10 protein-coding genes and 5 pseudogenes are annotated in these 15,121 nt (G+C 70.2%); 12 read left to right on the top strand and 3 right to left on the bottom strand.

What is annotated here, in order from left to right; all coding sequences use genetic code 11:
* From AC2W7M_RS08395 to hflX, 10 genes and pseudogenes are all read left to right on the top strand, one after another.
* Positions 1-276, top strand: a pseudogene (locus AC2W7M_RS08395) (tRNA dihydrouridine synthase DusB); the annotation flags it as partial.
* Complete coding sequence (locus AC2W7M_RS08390) at positions 273-1,400, top strand: two-component system sensor histidine kinase NtrB (protein ID WP_486131598.1); 1,128 nt, start codon at positions 273-275, stop codon at positions 1,398-1,400. The pseudogene AC2W7M_RS08395 and the gene AC2W7M_RS08390, both read left to right, overlap by 4 nt.
* Before the next feature lie 7 nt (positions 1,401-1,407).
* Positions 1,408-2,849, top strand: a pseudogene (gene ntrC / locus AC2W7M_RS08385) (nitrogen regulation protein NR(I)).
* 218 nt (positions 2,850-3,067) lie between these two features.
* Positions 3,068-5,278 (top strand): annotated as a pseudogene (locus AC2W7M_RS08380) (sensor histidine kinase NtrY-like); the annotation flags it as partial.
* Between the two features lie 34 nt (positions 5,279-5,312).
* Positions 5,313-6,680: pseudogene (gene ntrX / locus AC2W7M_RS08375) on the top strand (nitrogen assimilation response regulator NtrX).
* Positions 6,681-6,817: 137 nt separating this feature from the next.
* Positions 6,818-8,192, top strand: a pseudogene (trkA, locus tag AC2W7M_RS08370) (Trk system potassium transporter TrkA).
* Positions 8,193-8,204: 12 nt separating this feature from the next.
* On the top strand, positions 8,205-9,620 hold the full coding sequence (locus AC2W7M_RS08365; RefSeq protein WP_486131596.1) for a hypothetical protein: 1,416 nt from the start codon (positions 8,205-8,207) through the stop codon (positions 9,618-9,620).
* A 9-nt stretch (positions 9,621-9,629) separates the two neighbouring features.
* Entirely contained in the window at positions 9,630-10,487 is an 858-nt protein-coding gene (locus AC2W7M_RS08360; RefSeq protein WP_486131594.1) for a D-amino-acid transaminase, read from the top strand.
* A gap of 149 nt (positions 10,488-10,636) precedes the next feature.
* Positions 10,637-10,891, top strand: coding sequence for an RNA chaperone Hfq (gene hfq, locus AC2W7M_RS08355; RefSeq protein WP_121623711.1), 255 nt, complete (start codon positions 10,637-10,639; stop codon positions 10,889-10,891).
* Positions 10,892-10,992: 101 nt separating this feature from the next.
* A complete protein-coding gene (gene hflX / locus AC2W7M_RS08350; protein WP_486131592.1) occupies positions 10,993-12,393 on the top strand; it encodes a GTPase HflX in 1,401 nt (466 codons plus the stop codon).
* 55 nt (positions 12,394-12,448) lie between these two features.
* Here hflX and AC2W7M_RS08345 read toward each other — a convergent pair whose 3' ends face one another.
* Positions 12,449-12,808 (bottom strand): hypothetical protein, encoded by a 360-nt coding sequence (locus AC2W7M_RS08345; protein WP_486131590.1) that lies wholly within the window; start codon positions 12,806-12,808, stop codon positions 12,449-12,451.
* A gap of 285 nt (positions 12,809-13,093) precedes the next feature.
* On the opposite strand from AC2W7M_RS08345, the gene AC2W7M_RS08340 reads away from it, so the two are divergent.
* Together AC2W7M_RS08340 and AC2W7M_RS08335 are read left to right on the top strand one after the other, a co-directional pair.
* Positions 13,094-13,552 carry a hypothetical protein gene (locus AC2W7M_RS08340; RefSeq protein WP_486131588.1) on the top strand — a complete coding sequence of 153 codons (459 nt, stop codon included), beginning with the start codon at positions 13,094-13,096 and terminating at the stop codon, positions 13,550-13,552.
* Positions 13,549-13,821 carry a hypothetical protein gene (locus AC2W7M_RS08335; RefSeq protein ID WP_486131586.1) on the top strand — a complete coding sequence of 91 codons (273 nt, stop codon included), beginning with the start codon at positions 13,549-13,551 and terminating at the stop codon, positions 13,819-13,821. Before AC2W7M_RS08340 ends, AC2W7M_RS08335 begins: the two co-directional genes overlap by 4 nt.
* 21 nt (positions 13,822-13,842) lie before the next feature.
* Here the strand turns inward: AC2W7M_RS08335 and AC2W7M_RS08330 are convergent, their stop codons facing one another.
* Positions 13,843-14,319, bottom strand: a complete 477-nt coding sequence (locus AC2W7M_RS08330) for a DoxX family protein (protein WP_486131600.1) — start codon at positions 14,317-14,319, stop codon at positions 13,843-13,845.
* Positions 14,320-14,813: 494 nt separating this feature from the next.
* On the bottom strand, positions 14,814-15,121 hold a 308-nt coding region (locus AC2W7M_RS08325), incomplete at its 5' end, for an HvfC/BufC N-terminal domain-containing protein (RefSeq protein WP_486131584.1).

Below are 15,121 nucleotides of genomic sequence, written 5' to 3'. Positions count from 1 at the left end.
GCGCGCGGTGCCGCCGGACCGTCCGCGGGAGAGCAGCGCGACGTGCTGCTGGAACTCTATGACGGCTGGCTCAGCCATTACGGCACCGCGCTCGGCATGCGCCAGGCCCGCAAGCATATCGGCTGGGCGCTGGAGGCGGTGGGGCAGGGCACCGCCCACGGGGCGGACTTCGTCGCCCGCTGGCGCCGGCCGCTCCTCACCGAAGATGATCCCGCGAAGGTCGCGGCGGGGATCCGCGCGGCCTATGACGAACTCGATCGGAGGGCAGCGGCATGAAGGCCGAGGCCAAGCGCCGGCACGAGGCGGACCTGGGTCTGACCCGGGCCATTCTCGATGCCGTTCCCCATCCTGTCCTCACCGTCTCCGACACCGGCTTCGTGGTGGACGCGAACGTGGCGGCGGAAGCCTTCTTCGAGGTCAGCGCGCCGCTGCTGCGCCGCCGCCCGTTCGCCGAGTTCGTGCCGTTCGGCACGCCGTTGCTCGGCCTGATCGAGCAGGTGCGCGCCCGCGGCGCGCCCGTCAACGAGTATCGCGTCGACCTCGGCACGCCGCGCAACGGCGGCGAGCGGGTGGTGGACATCCACGTCGCGCCCGTCACCGAACGGCCGGACCATGTGGTGGTGATGCTCCAGGAGCGCACCATCGCCGACAAGATGGACCGCCAGCTCACCCATCGCGGCGCCGCCCGCTCGGTGAGCGCGCTCGCCTCCATGCTGGCGCACGAGATCAAGAACCCGCTCTCCGGCATCCGCGGCGCGGCGCAGCTTCTGGAGCAGTCCGCCGGCGACGAGGACCGCGCGCTCACCCGCCTGATCTGCGACGAAGCGGACCGGATCGTGAAGCTGGTGGACCGCATGGAGGTGTTTTCCGACGAGCGCCCGGTGGAGCGCGAGCCGGTCAACATCCATGCCGTGCTGGAGCACGTGCGGACCCTTGCCGCGTCAGGATTTGCCCGGCACATCCGGTTTCATGAGGAATACGACCCCTCGCTGCCGCCGGTGCTGGCCAATCGCGACCAGCTGATCCAGGTCTTCCTCAATCTGGTTAAGAATGCGGCGGAGGCGATCGATCCCGACCAGGACGGCGAGATCTATCTCACCACCGCCTTCCGGCCCGGCGTGCGCCTCACCGTGCCTGGCTCCAACTCGCGCGTCAGCCTGCCGCTCGAATTCTGCGTGCGGGACAACGGCAAGGGCGTGCCCGACGACTTGGTGCCCCATCTGTTCGACCCGTTCGTGACCACCAAGCCCAGCGGAAGTGGCCTCGGTCTTGCTTTGGTGGCGAAGATCATCGGCGACCACGGCGGCATCGTCGAATGCGACAGCCAGCCGCGCCGCACAACCTTCCGCGTGCTCCTGCCGATGTATCGCGGCAAGAGCCCTGCAAACGAGGACAACTGAGGTGTCCATGCCCTCCGGAAGCATCCTGGTCGCCGACGACGACGCCGCGATCCGCACGGTGCTCAATCAGGCGCTGTCGCGGGCCGGCTATGAAGTGCGCTCGTGCGGCAATGCCGCGACCCTGTGGCGCTGGGTGAGCCAGGGCGACGGGGACCTCGTCATCACCGACGTGGTGATGCCCGACGAGAACGCCTTCGACCTCCTGCCGCGCATCAAGAAGGCGCGGCCGGAACTGCCGGTCATCGTCATGAGCGCGCAGAACACCTTCATGACCGCGATCCGCGCCTCCGAGCGCGGGGCCTACGAATACCTGCCCAAGCCCTTCGACCTGAAGGAGCTGATCTCGATCGTCGGCCGCGCGCTCGCCGAGCCGAAGAAGGGCGACCTCAACGGGCTGAGGACCGAGGAGCAGGACAACATTCCGCTGGTGGGCCGCTCGCCCGCCATGCAGGAGATCTACCGCCTGCTGGCGCGCCTCATGCAGACCGACCTCACGGTCATGATCGCCGGCGAGAGCGGCACCGGCAAGGAACTGGTGGCGCGGGCGCTGCACGACTACGGCAAGCGCCGCACCGGGCCGTTCGTCGCCATCAACATGGCGGCGATCCCGCGCGATCTGATCGAGAGCGAGCTGTTCGGCCACGAGAAGGGCTCGTTCACCGGCGCCACCACCCGCAATTCCGGCCGCTTCGAGCAGGCGGAGGGCGGCACGCTGTTCCTGGACGAGATCGGCGACATGCCCATGGAGGCGCAGACTCGCCTGCTGCGCGTGCTCCAGCAGGGCGAGTACACGACGGTGGGCGGGCGCACGCCCATCAAGACCGACGTGCGCATCATCGCCGCCACCAACAAGGACCTGCGCACCCTGATCCAGCAGGGCCTGTTCCGCGAGGACCTGTTCTTCCGCCTGAACGTGGTGCCGCTGCGCCTGCCGCCTCTGCGCGAGCGCTCCGAGGACGTGCCCGATCTGGTGCGGCACTTCTTCCTCCAGGCCGAGCGCGAGGCCTGCCGGCCAAGCAGATCGATTCCGCCGCGCTCGACCGGCTGAAGCGCTACCGCTGGCCCGGCAACGTGCGCGAGCTGGAGAACCTGGTGCGCCGCCTCGCCGCGCTCTATCCCCAGGAGATCATCACCCCGGCGATCATCGATGCGGAGCTGTCGGAACCGCTTCCGAACGCGCTCTCCGAGGATGCGCCCGCCGACGCCACGTTGGCCGCCTCCGTGGAGCGCCACCTCAACACCTATTTCGGCGGCTTCGGCGAGGAGCTGCCGCCGCCCGGCCTCTATCACCGCATCTTGAAGGACGTGGAATATCCGCTGCTGTCGGCGGCGCTCGCGGCGACCCGGGGCAACCAGATCAAGGCCGCCGAACTGCTCGGTCTCAACCGCAACACGTTGCGCAAGAAGATCCGCGACCTCGACATCCAGGTGATCCGCACCAGCCGCTGAGGCGGCCGGATTCGCGCCGCGCCGCGATACCGGGGGCGCGGCGGCAAGTATTTGCAGGTACGGGTGAACCGGTTCGGTGACGCGGCCGGGGGGCGGCCCAGAGAAAGACGGCGCCGAGGCCGTTTCTGTCACATTTTTGCACCAGTGTCGTTCCACAGCATCACCCCGGCCCGCGACTCATCCCGGTTGCGGCGCCGCCTCTGGGGTGGCCAATCCTGATGTCTGACGTTTCCGTCGAGGACCATGTGGCCGCGCCCATGCTGCCGAAGCGCCGCGGCCTCGCGCGCTTCGTCGCCCCGGCCGTCGTCGTCCTCGCGCTCGCGTGGGCGGTCATCAGCTTCCTGATCAGCATGGGGCTGACCTCGATCGTGACGAGCGAGGACGTGTTCTGGCGGGTCCAGTCCGTCTCCGCCGTGGCCGCGCTCGCGCTGGTGGGGGTCATCGGCTTCGAGGTCGCGCCCATTGTGCGCGCCCGGATGCGGGGGCGAGCCGCCTCGCGCCTGCACGTGCGCATCGTCGGCCTTTTCGCCGTCGCCGCCGTGGTGCCCACCATCGTCGTGGCGGTGGTGGCGAGCCTCACGCTGGACCGGAGCCTCGACCGCTATTTCTCCCAGCGCACGCAGGACATCGTCGGCACCGCCAACATGGTCGCGCAGACCTACATGCGCGAGCACGCGCTCTCGATCCGCGGCGACGTGATGGCGATGGCCAATGACATTTCACGCCTCAAGGATCTCTACGGAAGCGATCGCGAGAAGTTCGGCCAGATCCTCACCGCTCAGGCGGCGCTGCGCAACGTGCCGGGCGCCCAGATCATCAAGCGGGACCTCTCGGTGGTGGAGCGCGCGAACCTGCGCACCGAGCGCGAATATCTGGTCCCCTCCAACATCGCCATCGGCGACGCCTCGGTAGACCAGCCCATCATCTATGTGCCGACCGACGCGAATTTCGTCAGCGCCGTGATTCCGCTTCAGAATTTCGACGACCTCTTCCTGTACGTGGCCCGGCCCATCGACCCGCGCGTGATCGGTTATCTGCAGGTCACCAGCCAGACGCAGGCGGACTACCGGGCGCTCGAGGAGCGCCGGTTCACCGTCCAGTTCGCCTTCGCCACCATGTACGCCACCATCACGCTGATCGTGCTGCTGTCGGCGGTGTGGCTCGGCATCAACTTCTCGAAGTGGCTCGTGGCGCCCATCCGCCGGCTGATGTGGGCGTCCGGACGGGTCGCGGCAGGCAATCTCGATGTCAAGGTGCCGGTGAACCGGGCCGAGGGCGACCTCGCTTCCCTGGGCGAGACCTTCAACAAGATGACCGGCGAACTGCGTACCCAGCGCAACGCGCTGGTGACCGCGCGCGACCAGATCGACAGCCGCCGCCGCTTCACCGAGGCGGTGCTGGCCGGGGTCGGCGCGGGCGTCATCGGCCTCGACGCGGACGAGCGCGTCACCATCGTCAACCGTTCCGCCGAGCGCCTGCTGGGCCTTGCCGAACCGGAAGCGTTGGGGCGCAAGCTCGCCGAAGTGGTGCCCGAGACCGCGGCGCTGCTCACCGAGGCCGAGAGCGCCAGCCAGCGCATCGTCCAGGGCAACATCACGGTGCAGCGCGAGGGGCGCGAGCGCGTGCTCGCCATGCGCGTGACCACCGAGCAGTCCGCCGAGGACGACCACGGCTGGGTGGTGACGCTGGACGACATCACCGCCCTCATCGCCGCCCAGCGCACCTCCGCCTGGGCGGACGTGGCGCGGCGCATCGCCCACGAGATCAAGAATCCCCTGACCCCGATCCAGCTCTCCGCCGAGCGCCTCAAGCGCAAGTACGGACGCCACATCACCCAGGACCGCGACGTCTTCGACCAGTGCACCGACACCATCATCCGCCAGGTGGGCGACATCGGCCGCATGGTGGACGAGTTCTCCTCCTTCGCGCGCATGCCGAAGCCGGTGGTGGACGCGCAGGATCTGACCGAGACCATCCGCCAGTCGGTGTTCCTGGCGCGGGTGGGGCATCCCGAGCTGACCTTCGAGACCGATTTGCCGGCGAGCCTTCCGGCGCGGTACGACCGCAGACTGATTTCCCAGGCCCTGACCAACATCCTCAAGAACGCCGCCGAGGCCATCGAGGCGGTGCCGAGCGACGTGCGGGGTCCGGGCCTCATCCGCATCAAGGCGCAACAGGTGGGCGACGACCTCATCATGGACGTGATCGACAACGGAACCGGCCTGCCCCAGGACAAGCGCAACCGCCTGCTGGAGCCCTATGTGACCACCCGCGAGAAGGGCACCGGCCTCGGCCTCGCCATCGTCGGCAAGATCATGGAGGAGCACGGCGGCGGCATCGAGCTGAACGACGCCCCGGAGGGGCGCGGCGCCTGGATCCGCCTGCGCCTGCGCCAGGACGGCCGGCCGGAGGGGGCGGCCGGCCGCGCCCTCCGCTGTGGACGCAGCGGGGAGGGCCTGAGCCATGGCGATGGACATTCTCGTCGTCGACGACGAACGCCGATATCGGCGAACTGGTCTGCGGCATCCTGGAGGACGAGGGCTACGGCGCGCGCACCGCGCGGGACGCGGATTCGGCGCTCGCCGCGATCGCCCTGCGGCGGCCCAACCTGATCTTCCTCGACATCTGGCTCCAGGGCTCGCGCCTCGACGGCCTGGAACTGCTCAACGAGATCAAGGCCCAGCACCCGGACGTGCCGGTGGTGATGATTTCCGGCCACGGCAACATCGAGACCGCGGTCGCCGCCATCAAGCGCGGCGCCTACGACTTCATCGAGAAGCCGTTCAACGCCGACCGCCTGGTGATGGTTGCCGAGCGGGCGCTGGAGACGCTGCGCCTCAGGCGCGAGCTGAAGGAGCTGAAACAGCTCACGCCGCACGGGCGCGCCATGGTGGGCCGCTCCTCGTCGGTGCAGCAACTGAAGGCCACCATCGAGCGGTCGGGCCGACCAATTCGCGCATCCTCATCGTCGGGCCGTCCGGCTCCGGCAAGGAGCTGACCGCCCGCATGATCCATGCGGCGTCCTCGCGGGCCAACGGCCCGTTCGTGGTGCTGAACTCCGCCGCCATCACGCCGGACCGGCTGGAGTACGAGCTGTTCGGGGTGGAGGCGGGCGAGGGCCGCGAGCGCCTGCGTGGCGCGCTGGAAGAGGCGCACGGCGGCACGCTGTTCCTCGACGAGATCGCCGACATGCCGCGCGAGACCCAGAACCGGGTGCTGCGGGTGCTGGTGGAACAGACCTTCTCCCGCGTCGGCTCGGCCGAGAAGGTGAGCGTCGACGTGCGCATCATCTCCTCCACCGCCCGCAATCTGGAGGAGGAGATTTCCAAGGGCCGGTTCCGCGAGGACCTCTACCACCGGCTCTCGGTGGTGCCGATCCGCGTGGCCCCGCTCGCCGAGCGGCGCGAGGACATCCCGGACCTGGTCGAGTTCTTCGTCGATTCGATCTCGCAGACCACCGGCCTGCCGCGGCGGCCCATCGGCGAGGACGCCATGGCGGTGCTGCAGTCCCACGACTGGCCGGGCAACGTGCGCCAGCTGCGCAACAACGTGGAGCGGCTGCTGATTCTCGCCGGCGGCGACCCGGAGGCGACCATCACCGCCTCCATGCTGCCGCCCGACGTGGGGGCGCTGGTGCCGAGCCTGCCCAACGGCAATGGCGGCGAGCACCTCATGGGCCTGCCGCTGCGCGAGGCGCGCGAGGTGTTCGAGCGCGAATATCTTGCTGCGCAGATCAACCGCTTCGGCGGCAACATCTCGCGCACCGCCGAGTTCGTTGGCATGGAGCGCTCGGCGCTGCACCGCAAGCTGAAGGCGCTGGGCGTGGGCTGATCCACCCCTGCGAAATGGGGGGCAAGCGGGGGCTCGTCTTCGGACCACGGGACGCTTAACCTGCGCGCGATCTGCGGGCGGATCGCGCTGTGCGCGGGGGCGGCGTCGATCGCGAAGCGGCGGGGAAGGGTGGGGCGATGAAGGTCGTGATCTGCGGGGCGGGCCAGGTGGGGTTCGGCATCGCCGAGCAACTCGCCGGCGAGCAGAACGACGTGTCCATCATCGACACGAACCCCCGCCGCATCCAGATGGTGGCCGACCAGCTCGACGTGCGCGGCGTCGTCGGCATGGGCTCGCATCCGGACGTGCTCGCCAAGGCCGGCATCGACCATGCGGACATGATCATCGCCGTGACACTGCACGACGAGGTCAACATGGTCGCCTGCCAGGTGGCCCATGCGCTGTTCAATGTCCCCACCAAGGTGGCGCGCATCCGCGCCCAGTCCTATCTCGCCCCTGAATGGCGCGACATGTTCGCGCGCGATCAGCTTCCCATCGACGTGGTGATCTCGCCCGAGATCGAGGTGGGCGAGATGGTGCTGCGCCGGCTCTCCCTGCCGGGCGCCATCGACACCGTGACCTTCGCCGACGGCGCGGTGGTGGTGGCGGGCGTGCATTGCGGCGAGGAATGCCCGGTGGTGGACACGCCGCTGAACCAGCTCACCGACCTGTTCCCGGACCTCCAGGCCACGGTGGTGGCGGTCAGCCGGAACGGCAAGACGATCGTGCCGCGCTCCACCGACCAGCTCGCCACCGGCGACATCGCCTATTTCGTCGCCCAGGCGGACCAGGTGCAGCGCACCCTCTCCATCTTCGGCCACGACGAGATCCCCGGCCAGCGCATCGTCATCGCCGGCGGCGGCAATATCGGCCTCTATGTCGCCAGCGAGCTGGAGAAGCGCAACCAGGCGGCGCGGGTGAAGGTGATCGAGGCATCGCGCGAGCGGGCCCAGGCCATCGCCGAGGTGCTGTCGCGCTCGGTGGTGCTGAGCGGCGACGCGCTCGACCGGGCGATGCTCGACGAGGCGGGCGTCGGCGAGGCGGACACCATGATCGCCCTCACCAATGACGATCGCATCAACATCCTCTCCTGCCAGCTGTCCAAGCAGATCGGCGCGCGCGCATCCTGGCGCTGCTGAACGAGCAGGGCTACGCCTCGTTCGCGCGCGGCCTCGGCATCGACGCCCATGTGAATCCGCGCCAGATCACCGTCTCGAAGGTGCTCCAGCACGTGCGGCGCGGCCGCATCCGCGGCGTGCACGCGCTGCTCGACGGGGCAGGCGAGATCATCGAGGCGGAGGCGCTGGAAACCTCGCCCCTGGTGGGCAAGCCGCTGCGCGACCTCGGCCTTCTCGACGGGCTGCGGATCGGCGCCATCGTGCGCAACGGCCAGGTGATGCTGCCCACCGGCGACTTCGTGGTGCGCGCCCATGACCGGGTGGTGCTGTTCGCCCTGGCGAGCGCATCAAGCGCGTGGAACAGCTGTTCCGCGTGGCGCTCGAATTCTTCTGAGCCGGCCGCGCCATGATGGACGTCCCCCGCGCGCTCGCCGGCGCCCTGTTCGCCCTCGGCGTCATGGCGCTGCTGCCGGCCGCCGTGGCGGCGCGGATGGGCACCGGCCAGGCCCCGGCCTTCCTCGCCACCAGCGTCTTCTGCATCTTCATCGCCGGCGCGCTGCGCTTCTCCACGCAGGGCCTCGGGGTCCGCCTGCGCCGCTCCCATGGGCTGGGCGGCCTGGTGGCGCTGTGGATCGTGCTGCCGCTCGCCGCCACCCCGGCCATCGCCATCGCCTCCGGGCTTCCGCCGCTCGCGGCCTGGCTGGAGGCGACCTCCGCTTTGACCGCCACCGGGGTGACGGCGCTGGATCGCGGGCCGGTGTCGCTTTATGTCTGGCTCGGCCTGCTGCAATGGTCCGGCGGTTTCCTCACCATCGTCTCGGTGCTGGCGATCCTGGCGCCGGCCGGGCTCGGCGGCCTGCCCGACCGCACGGTGCGGGGCGGCGGAGCGGTGGATGTGGCCGACCTTCGCCTGATCGCCGCGGAGACGCTGCCGCTCTATCTGGGCGGGACGTTTGCGGTTCTGCTGCTGCTGCTGTTCGATGGGGAAGGGCTCTATGTCGCCTTCACCCTCGCCACCGCCATTGCCTCGGCCGGCGCCCACCTGCCGCCGGAGGCGCACCTCGCGCTGGCCCTCGACCCCGAGGTGAAGTGGATGCTGCTGCCGTTCCTGCTCTGGAGCGCCACCAGCGTGCGCTGGCATCGCGCCTTGCTCTCGCGCCGGATCACCGCCGCGCCGGACCAGCCGGAAAGCCTGGTGCTCCTGGGCTATTGGCTGGTGCTGGGCGTGGTGCTCGGCGCCGTCCTGTTCCGCACCCTGGACATCGCCGCGCTTGAAGCGGTCCGCGATGGCCTGTTCTCGGCCGCCTCGCTGATCGCCACGAGCGGGATCGGTGCGCGCGACGGCACCTATGAGAGCCTGCCGTTCGCGCTCGTGATCGCCGCGGCGCTGCTGGGCGGCGGTGCGTTCTCGGTGTCGGGCGGGCTGAAGATGCTGCGCCTGCGCGCCATGCTGCTGCGCACCCGCGGCGACCTGATGCGCCTCGTCTATCCCAGCCTGGTCCAGCCGGCCTCGGCTGGGGGAGGGGGCATGGGTTCGGCCATGCGCGGCGTCGTGGGGTGGGGCGGCCGCTTCTTCATCCTGTTCGCCGCGGTGCTGCTGGCGGTCAGTGCGGGCATGCCCAGCTTCGAGGCCGCGCTCGCGGCAGCGGCGGCATTGGTGAGCAACACCGGCCCGGTCTATGACGCGGCCGGCAAGGGCTGGCCGGTGATGGCCAGCCTGCCCACCGGATCGGTGATCGCGGCGGGAATCGCCATGGTGGCGGGCCGTCTGGAGATCATCGGCCTCGCCGTGGTGGTCCATCTTCTCTTCTGGCGCACCTGAGCTGAACCCATGTCCCGCATCGCCTATGTCAATGGCCGCTACGTCCCGCATCGCCGCGCCAGCATCCATGTGGAGGACCGCGGCTACCAGTTCTCCGACGGCGTCTATGAAGTGTGCGAGGTGCGCGGCGGCCATCTGGTGGACGCGCGCCGGCATCTCGACCGCCTGGAACGCTCGCTGTCGGAACTGCGCATCGCCATGCCCATGGGCCGGCCGGCGCTGATGGCGGTGCTGCGCGAGGTGGTGGCGCGCAACGGCGTGAAGGACGGCATCGTCTATCTCCAGGCGACGCGCGGCGTCGCCCGCCGTGATCATGCCTTCCCGGCTCCGGGCACCGCGCCGAGCCTCGTCGTCACCGCCCGGCGCGCCGACATGGCGGGCCAGGACCGACTGGCGGCGGCGGGCGTGAGCGTGATCTGCGTGCCGGAGAACCGCTGGCCGCGTGTCGACATCAAGACCGTGGGCCTCCTGCCCAACGTGCTCGCCAAGCAGCAGGCAAAGGAGTCCGGCGCCCGCGAGGCCTGGTTCGTGGATGCGGACGGCCACGTCACCGAAGGCTCCTCCACCAATGCCTGGATCGTCACCGGCGACGGGCGCATCGTCACCCGCCCGGCGGAGAGCGGCATCCTCAAGGGAATCACCCGCGCCGTCGTCGTCGATGCCGCCCGCGCGCTCGGGCTGGTGATCGAGGAACGCGCCTTCACCCCGCAGGAGGCCTATGGCGCGCGCGAGGCCTTCATCACGGCGGCCTCGACCCTGGTCATGCCGGTGGTGAAGATCGACGGCCACGTGATCGCCGATGGCCGGCCCGGCCCGGTGGCACGGGACCTTCGGCAACGTTTCCACACCTTTGCAGAGGTATCATGATATATGTGAGCCGGCACGACGATGCTGCATGGCAAAAATTATTGCGCCGCCGCAGCACTGTGCCATTCTAGGAAGACAACTCCCCCGGCGCATCGGGCACGGACGCTCGGCACCGAGGGCTCAACGCCCTAAAAAGAACGGATATTAAAATGGCGGCGGAACGGCAACAGAACCTCCAAGACACCTTCCTCAACCACGTCCGCAAGAACAAGACCCCTTTGACCATCTTCCTCGTCAACGGCGTGAAGCTGCAGGGGGTCGTCACCTGGTTCGATAATTTCTGCGTGCTGCTGCGGCGCGACGGCCACTCCCAGCTGGTCTACAAGCACGCCATCTCCACCATCATGCCGGGCCATCCGGTGCAGCTGTTCGATCCCACCGACGAAGCCGGGGAGAAGGCCTGATCCCGTGGAGCGCCGCAGCGCCAAGGGGGATGAGCAGGGGAGCAACCGGGACCGCCAAGCGGGGCGCCAAAGGCGCCGGCGACGCGGCCGAAACCGACCCCGTGCATCCCGAGGGGCACCCGGATCTGCGCGAGAAGAAGGACGCCGCCGGCCCCGCCTCGTCGCGGGGCAGTGTCGACCGGATTCAGCCGCCGACCCGCTGCGCGGTCATCTCGCCCATCCTGTCCAAGCGCGCGACGCGCGGCGCAAGCGAGCGGCGCAGCCCGCAGGCGCGCCTCGACGAGGCGGTCGGCCTTGCGGCGGCCATCAGCCTCGACGTGGTCTATGCCGGCCTCGTGCCGCTGTCGGAGATCCGCCCCGCCACCTATCTCGGCACCGGCAAGGTTGAGGAGATCGCCGCCATCGTGAAGGCGGAGGCGGTGGACCTCGTCTTCTTCGACGCCGCGCTCACCCCCGTGCAGCAGCGCAACCTGGAAAAGGCCTGGACCGCCAAGGTGGTGGACCGCACGGCGCTGATCCTCGAAATCTTCGGCGAGCGCGCCCGCACCAAGGAGGGCGCGCTCCAGGTGGAACTGGCCCACCTCAACTACCAGCGCTCGCGCCTGGTGCGGTCCTGGACCCATCTGGAGCGCCAGCGCGGCGGCTTCGGCTTCCTCGGCGGCCCCGGCGAGACCCAGATCGAGGCCGACCGCCGGCTCATCGGCGAGCGCATCATCCGCATCGAGAAGGAGCTGGAGCAGGTCAAGCGCACGCGCGGCCTGCACCGGGCGAGCCGCAAGCGCGTGCCGTATCCGATCGTGGCGCTGGTGGGCTACACCAATGCCGGCAAGTCGACGCTCTTCAACCGGCTCACCCGCGCCGAGGTGATGGCGCAGGACCTGCTCTTCGCCACCCTCGACCCGACGCTGCGCGCGGTGGACCTGCCGCACGGCACGCGCATCATCCTGTCCGACACGGTGGGCTTCATCTCGGAACTGCCGACCCAGCTGGTCGCCGCCTTCCGCGCGACGCTGGAGGAGGTGCTGGAGGCGGACCTGATCCTGCACGTGCGCGACATCTCCCACCCCGACACCGACGCCCAGGGGCAGGACGTGGACGACGTGCTCGCCGATCTCGGCGTCGAGGCGACGCCGGGCGGACGGGTGGTGGAGGTCTGGAACAAGATCGACCGCCTGTCCGGCGAGGAGCGCGAGGCGGTGGAGAACCAGTGCCGCCGCGCCGACGGCCTCGACGGGCCGGTGGCGGTCTCCGCTCTGACCGGCGAAGGCACCGACCACCTGCTCGGCCTGATGGAGCGGCGCATCACCGCCGGGCGGGTGACGCTCGCCGTCACGCTCGCCGCCGCCGACGGGGAGGGGCTCGGCTGGCTCTACCGCCACGGCGAGGTGCTGGAGCGCACCGCCGATGCCGACGGGGCGGTCCATGTCAGCCTGCGCATCGCCCCCGAGCGGGTGCGGCTGGTGTCGCGCAAGTTCGGCGCCAAGCGCGTGCACGAAATCTAGGCGCGTGCACGCGATTTAAGGGAACCGGAGCGCCGCCGCTCCCGGCGGCGACCGCTCAGAAGCTCGGCGTGTCGCCGTCGAGCGGGCTCCACTGGCCGTTATTGGTGGGATCGCCGGGCGGGCCGGAGCCGTAGCCGCCGGACAAATCGGGCGGGAACACATAATCGTTGTTCTCGCCCTTGCCGATGCTCACGTCCGGGCGGATCGCCGGACCCGGGCCGGGGTCGAGATAATTGCCCTGGGGGATCACCGGCAGCTGGATCACGCGCGGCGTGATGGTCACCTGCGGGCGCGAGGACTGGGCCCACGCCTCCACCGCCATCTGGGTGGCGAGGGCGGCGGCCACCGCGCCCACCAGCGGCCATACCCGGTTCTGGCCGGGTCCAAATCCCAAGGGCAAGCGAAGGTCGTTCATTGCGGTGTCCCGGCCAGGCCGCGGCGGCGCGCGCCGTGGCATCGGACGCCTTAGAAGCACGTTCCCGCGAAGGTGTGAAGGCCCCGTGCTGCGATCCGCGCGCGGCCTATGGCGCCGCCGCCGGAGCCGCTAAGCTTGCGCCCGGCAAGAGAATCGATCCGGCAGGAGCGCGGACATGGGTCGGGATGTGGGGCGGGAGATGGGGCCGAACACGGGGCGGAATGAGTCTGGCCAGCCGCGCCGCGGCGCCGCATTGGGGCTGCTCGCGGCGTTGCCTCGGCCTCGATGGCGACGCTGGCCGCCGGGGCGGCGACCGCGGCACCCGCCCGCATCATCCTCCTGCGCCACGGCGAGAAGCTGAACGACTGGCAGCTGTGCCCGGTGGGCGTTCAGCGCTCCCAGGCGCTGAAGGCGCAGCATGTGGGCAAGGGCGCGGCGGACAGCCTGTTCCGGCCCGGCGAGACGCCCAAGGCGTTCTTCGCCATCACCCTCCACACCCTGGAGCTGATCACGCCCGCGGCGACCTCCTGGGGCCAGCCGGTCATCACCTATTCGGTGCTGCCCGAGGGCACGGTCGCCGGGTTCCAGGAGCAGCTCAACGCCCAGACGCGGCTGGCGGCGCACGATTGGCTCACCGATCCGCGCTGGGACGGCGCGACGATCGTGGTCACGTGGGAGCACGACCACATCGCCAAGGTGATCCCGCCCGGCAAGGCGGACAAGAAGCAGGCCCGGCGCCGGTGACGCTCTATGACCTCCTCGGCTTGGCGAAATTCCCGGACGCTCCGGCCAACTGGCCGGATGCGACCTACGACTATTTCTGGATCATCGACTTCGATCCGGCGACCAAGGCGCCGTCCGCGTTCAAGATGGAGAAGCAGGTGTTCACCGGCGCCTTCGCCGGCGTGCCGCAGAACGACTGGGGCGCGCCCAACGGCCTGACGGCCGCCAGCAAATGCCAGCTGGACAAGGCCGAGACGAAGGCGGACACGAAGCGCGGCGGGAAGAAGTAGGACGCCGCCGCAGCGCCCGCCTCAGCGCCCGGCCCAGCGGCCGATGAGATAATCGAGCGAGATCGCGCCCGGTCCGCGCGCCACCACCAGCAGGAACAGCGCGGCCCAGGTGCCGTGCGTCGGCCAGGCGTCGGGATAGACGAACAGCTGGATCACCGCCGTCATGCCGAGCAGGCCGAGCGCGGCGAACCGGCTGGCGAGCCCGAGCACCAGCAGCGCCGGCAGGACATGCTCGGCCGCCGTCGCCAGGTGCGCCGCGACGGCGGGGTCGAGCAGCGGCAGCCGGTATTCCTCCTGGAACAGATAGACCGCATTCTCGGACACGCGCCAGTTGGCGTCGAGCTTGGTCTGGCCCGACTGCCAGAACACCGCCGCCGGAAACACCCGCGCGGCGAGGCCGAGGACGGCATAGGGGATGCGCTCGCCCAGAAGGGCGATGCGGCGCAGCCGGCACAGGAGATGGGGCGCCGGACGATCGGCAAGGGCGTGGTCGGTCATGGCTGGGCCTCCGGGGCCGCAAAGGCGCCGGCCTGGGCCAGCGCGGTCAGGATGAGGGAAAGGTCTGCGCCGGGCTCTACCAGCGCCGCCGTCGCGGCGGCCGCGGGACCCTGCGCCAGGGGCATCGAGGAAGACGGCGCCGCCGGGCGGCAGCAGCACGGCCGCAACCTCCAAGCCGGGCCGGGCGGACGAGGACGTCCTCGGCCGCTCCAGTCGTCCAACCGCGCCAAGCGCCGCGCGGCCCGTGTTCATGCGCCACAGCGTCAGCGCCGGCCATTGCGCGCGCAGCACGAACGCCGCCGGATGGCGCCGCAGGGCAAGCGTCCCGCAAGCCAGCGCCGGCAAATGCTGCACGGTGAGCGGCGCCGCGTCGGCGGCGTGGAAGGCCTCCAGCACCAGCGCCTCCAGGCGTGCCACGTCTGCCAGATAGGGCAGGCCGGAGGCGGGCGGAAACGCCGCAAGGAAGTCCGCGAACGCGCCGCCGAACTGCGCCATCACCGGCCCGCGCGCGGATGGTCGGCGATGAAGAGACGTGCGGCGGCGCGGAAGAATTCGTCGCCGACGATCGACGCGACGGCGGGATACTTCGCCTCCAGCGCGCCGATCAGCGAGGCCACCACATTGTTGCGGTAGACCGAAAAGCGCCGTTCCGGCCGCTCCCCCGGCGGGCAGCGGATGAAAACGGGCGCCGGCAGACCGGCATCGAGGCAGGCGGCCGCGATGGCGGCGTCGGCCGCAGACGGGAGGGCAGGGGATGCCATGGCGCGCCTCACGCCGGCCGCGCGCCGGGCGGCGGCGACCG

It is taken from the genome of Xanthobacter sp. BG11Y11_SDJG, from assembly GCF_057364445.1.
Note: the sequence above shows the minus strand (reverse complement) of the source record. Positions and strands in the feature narration are given on the sequence as shown.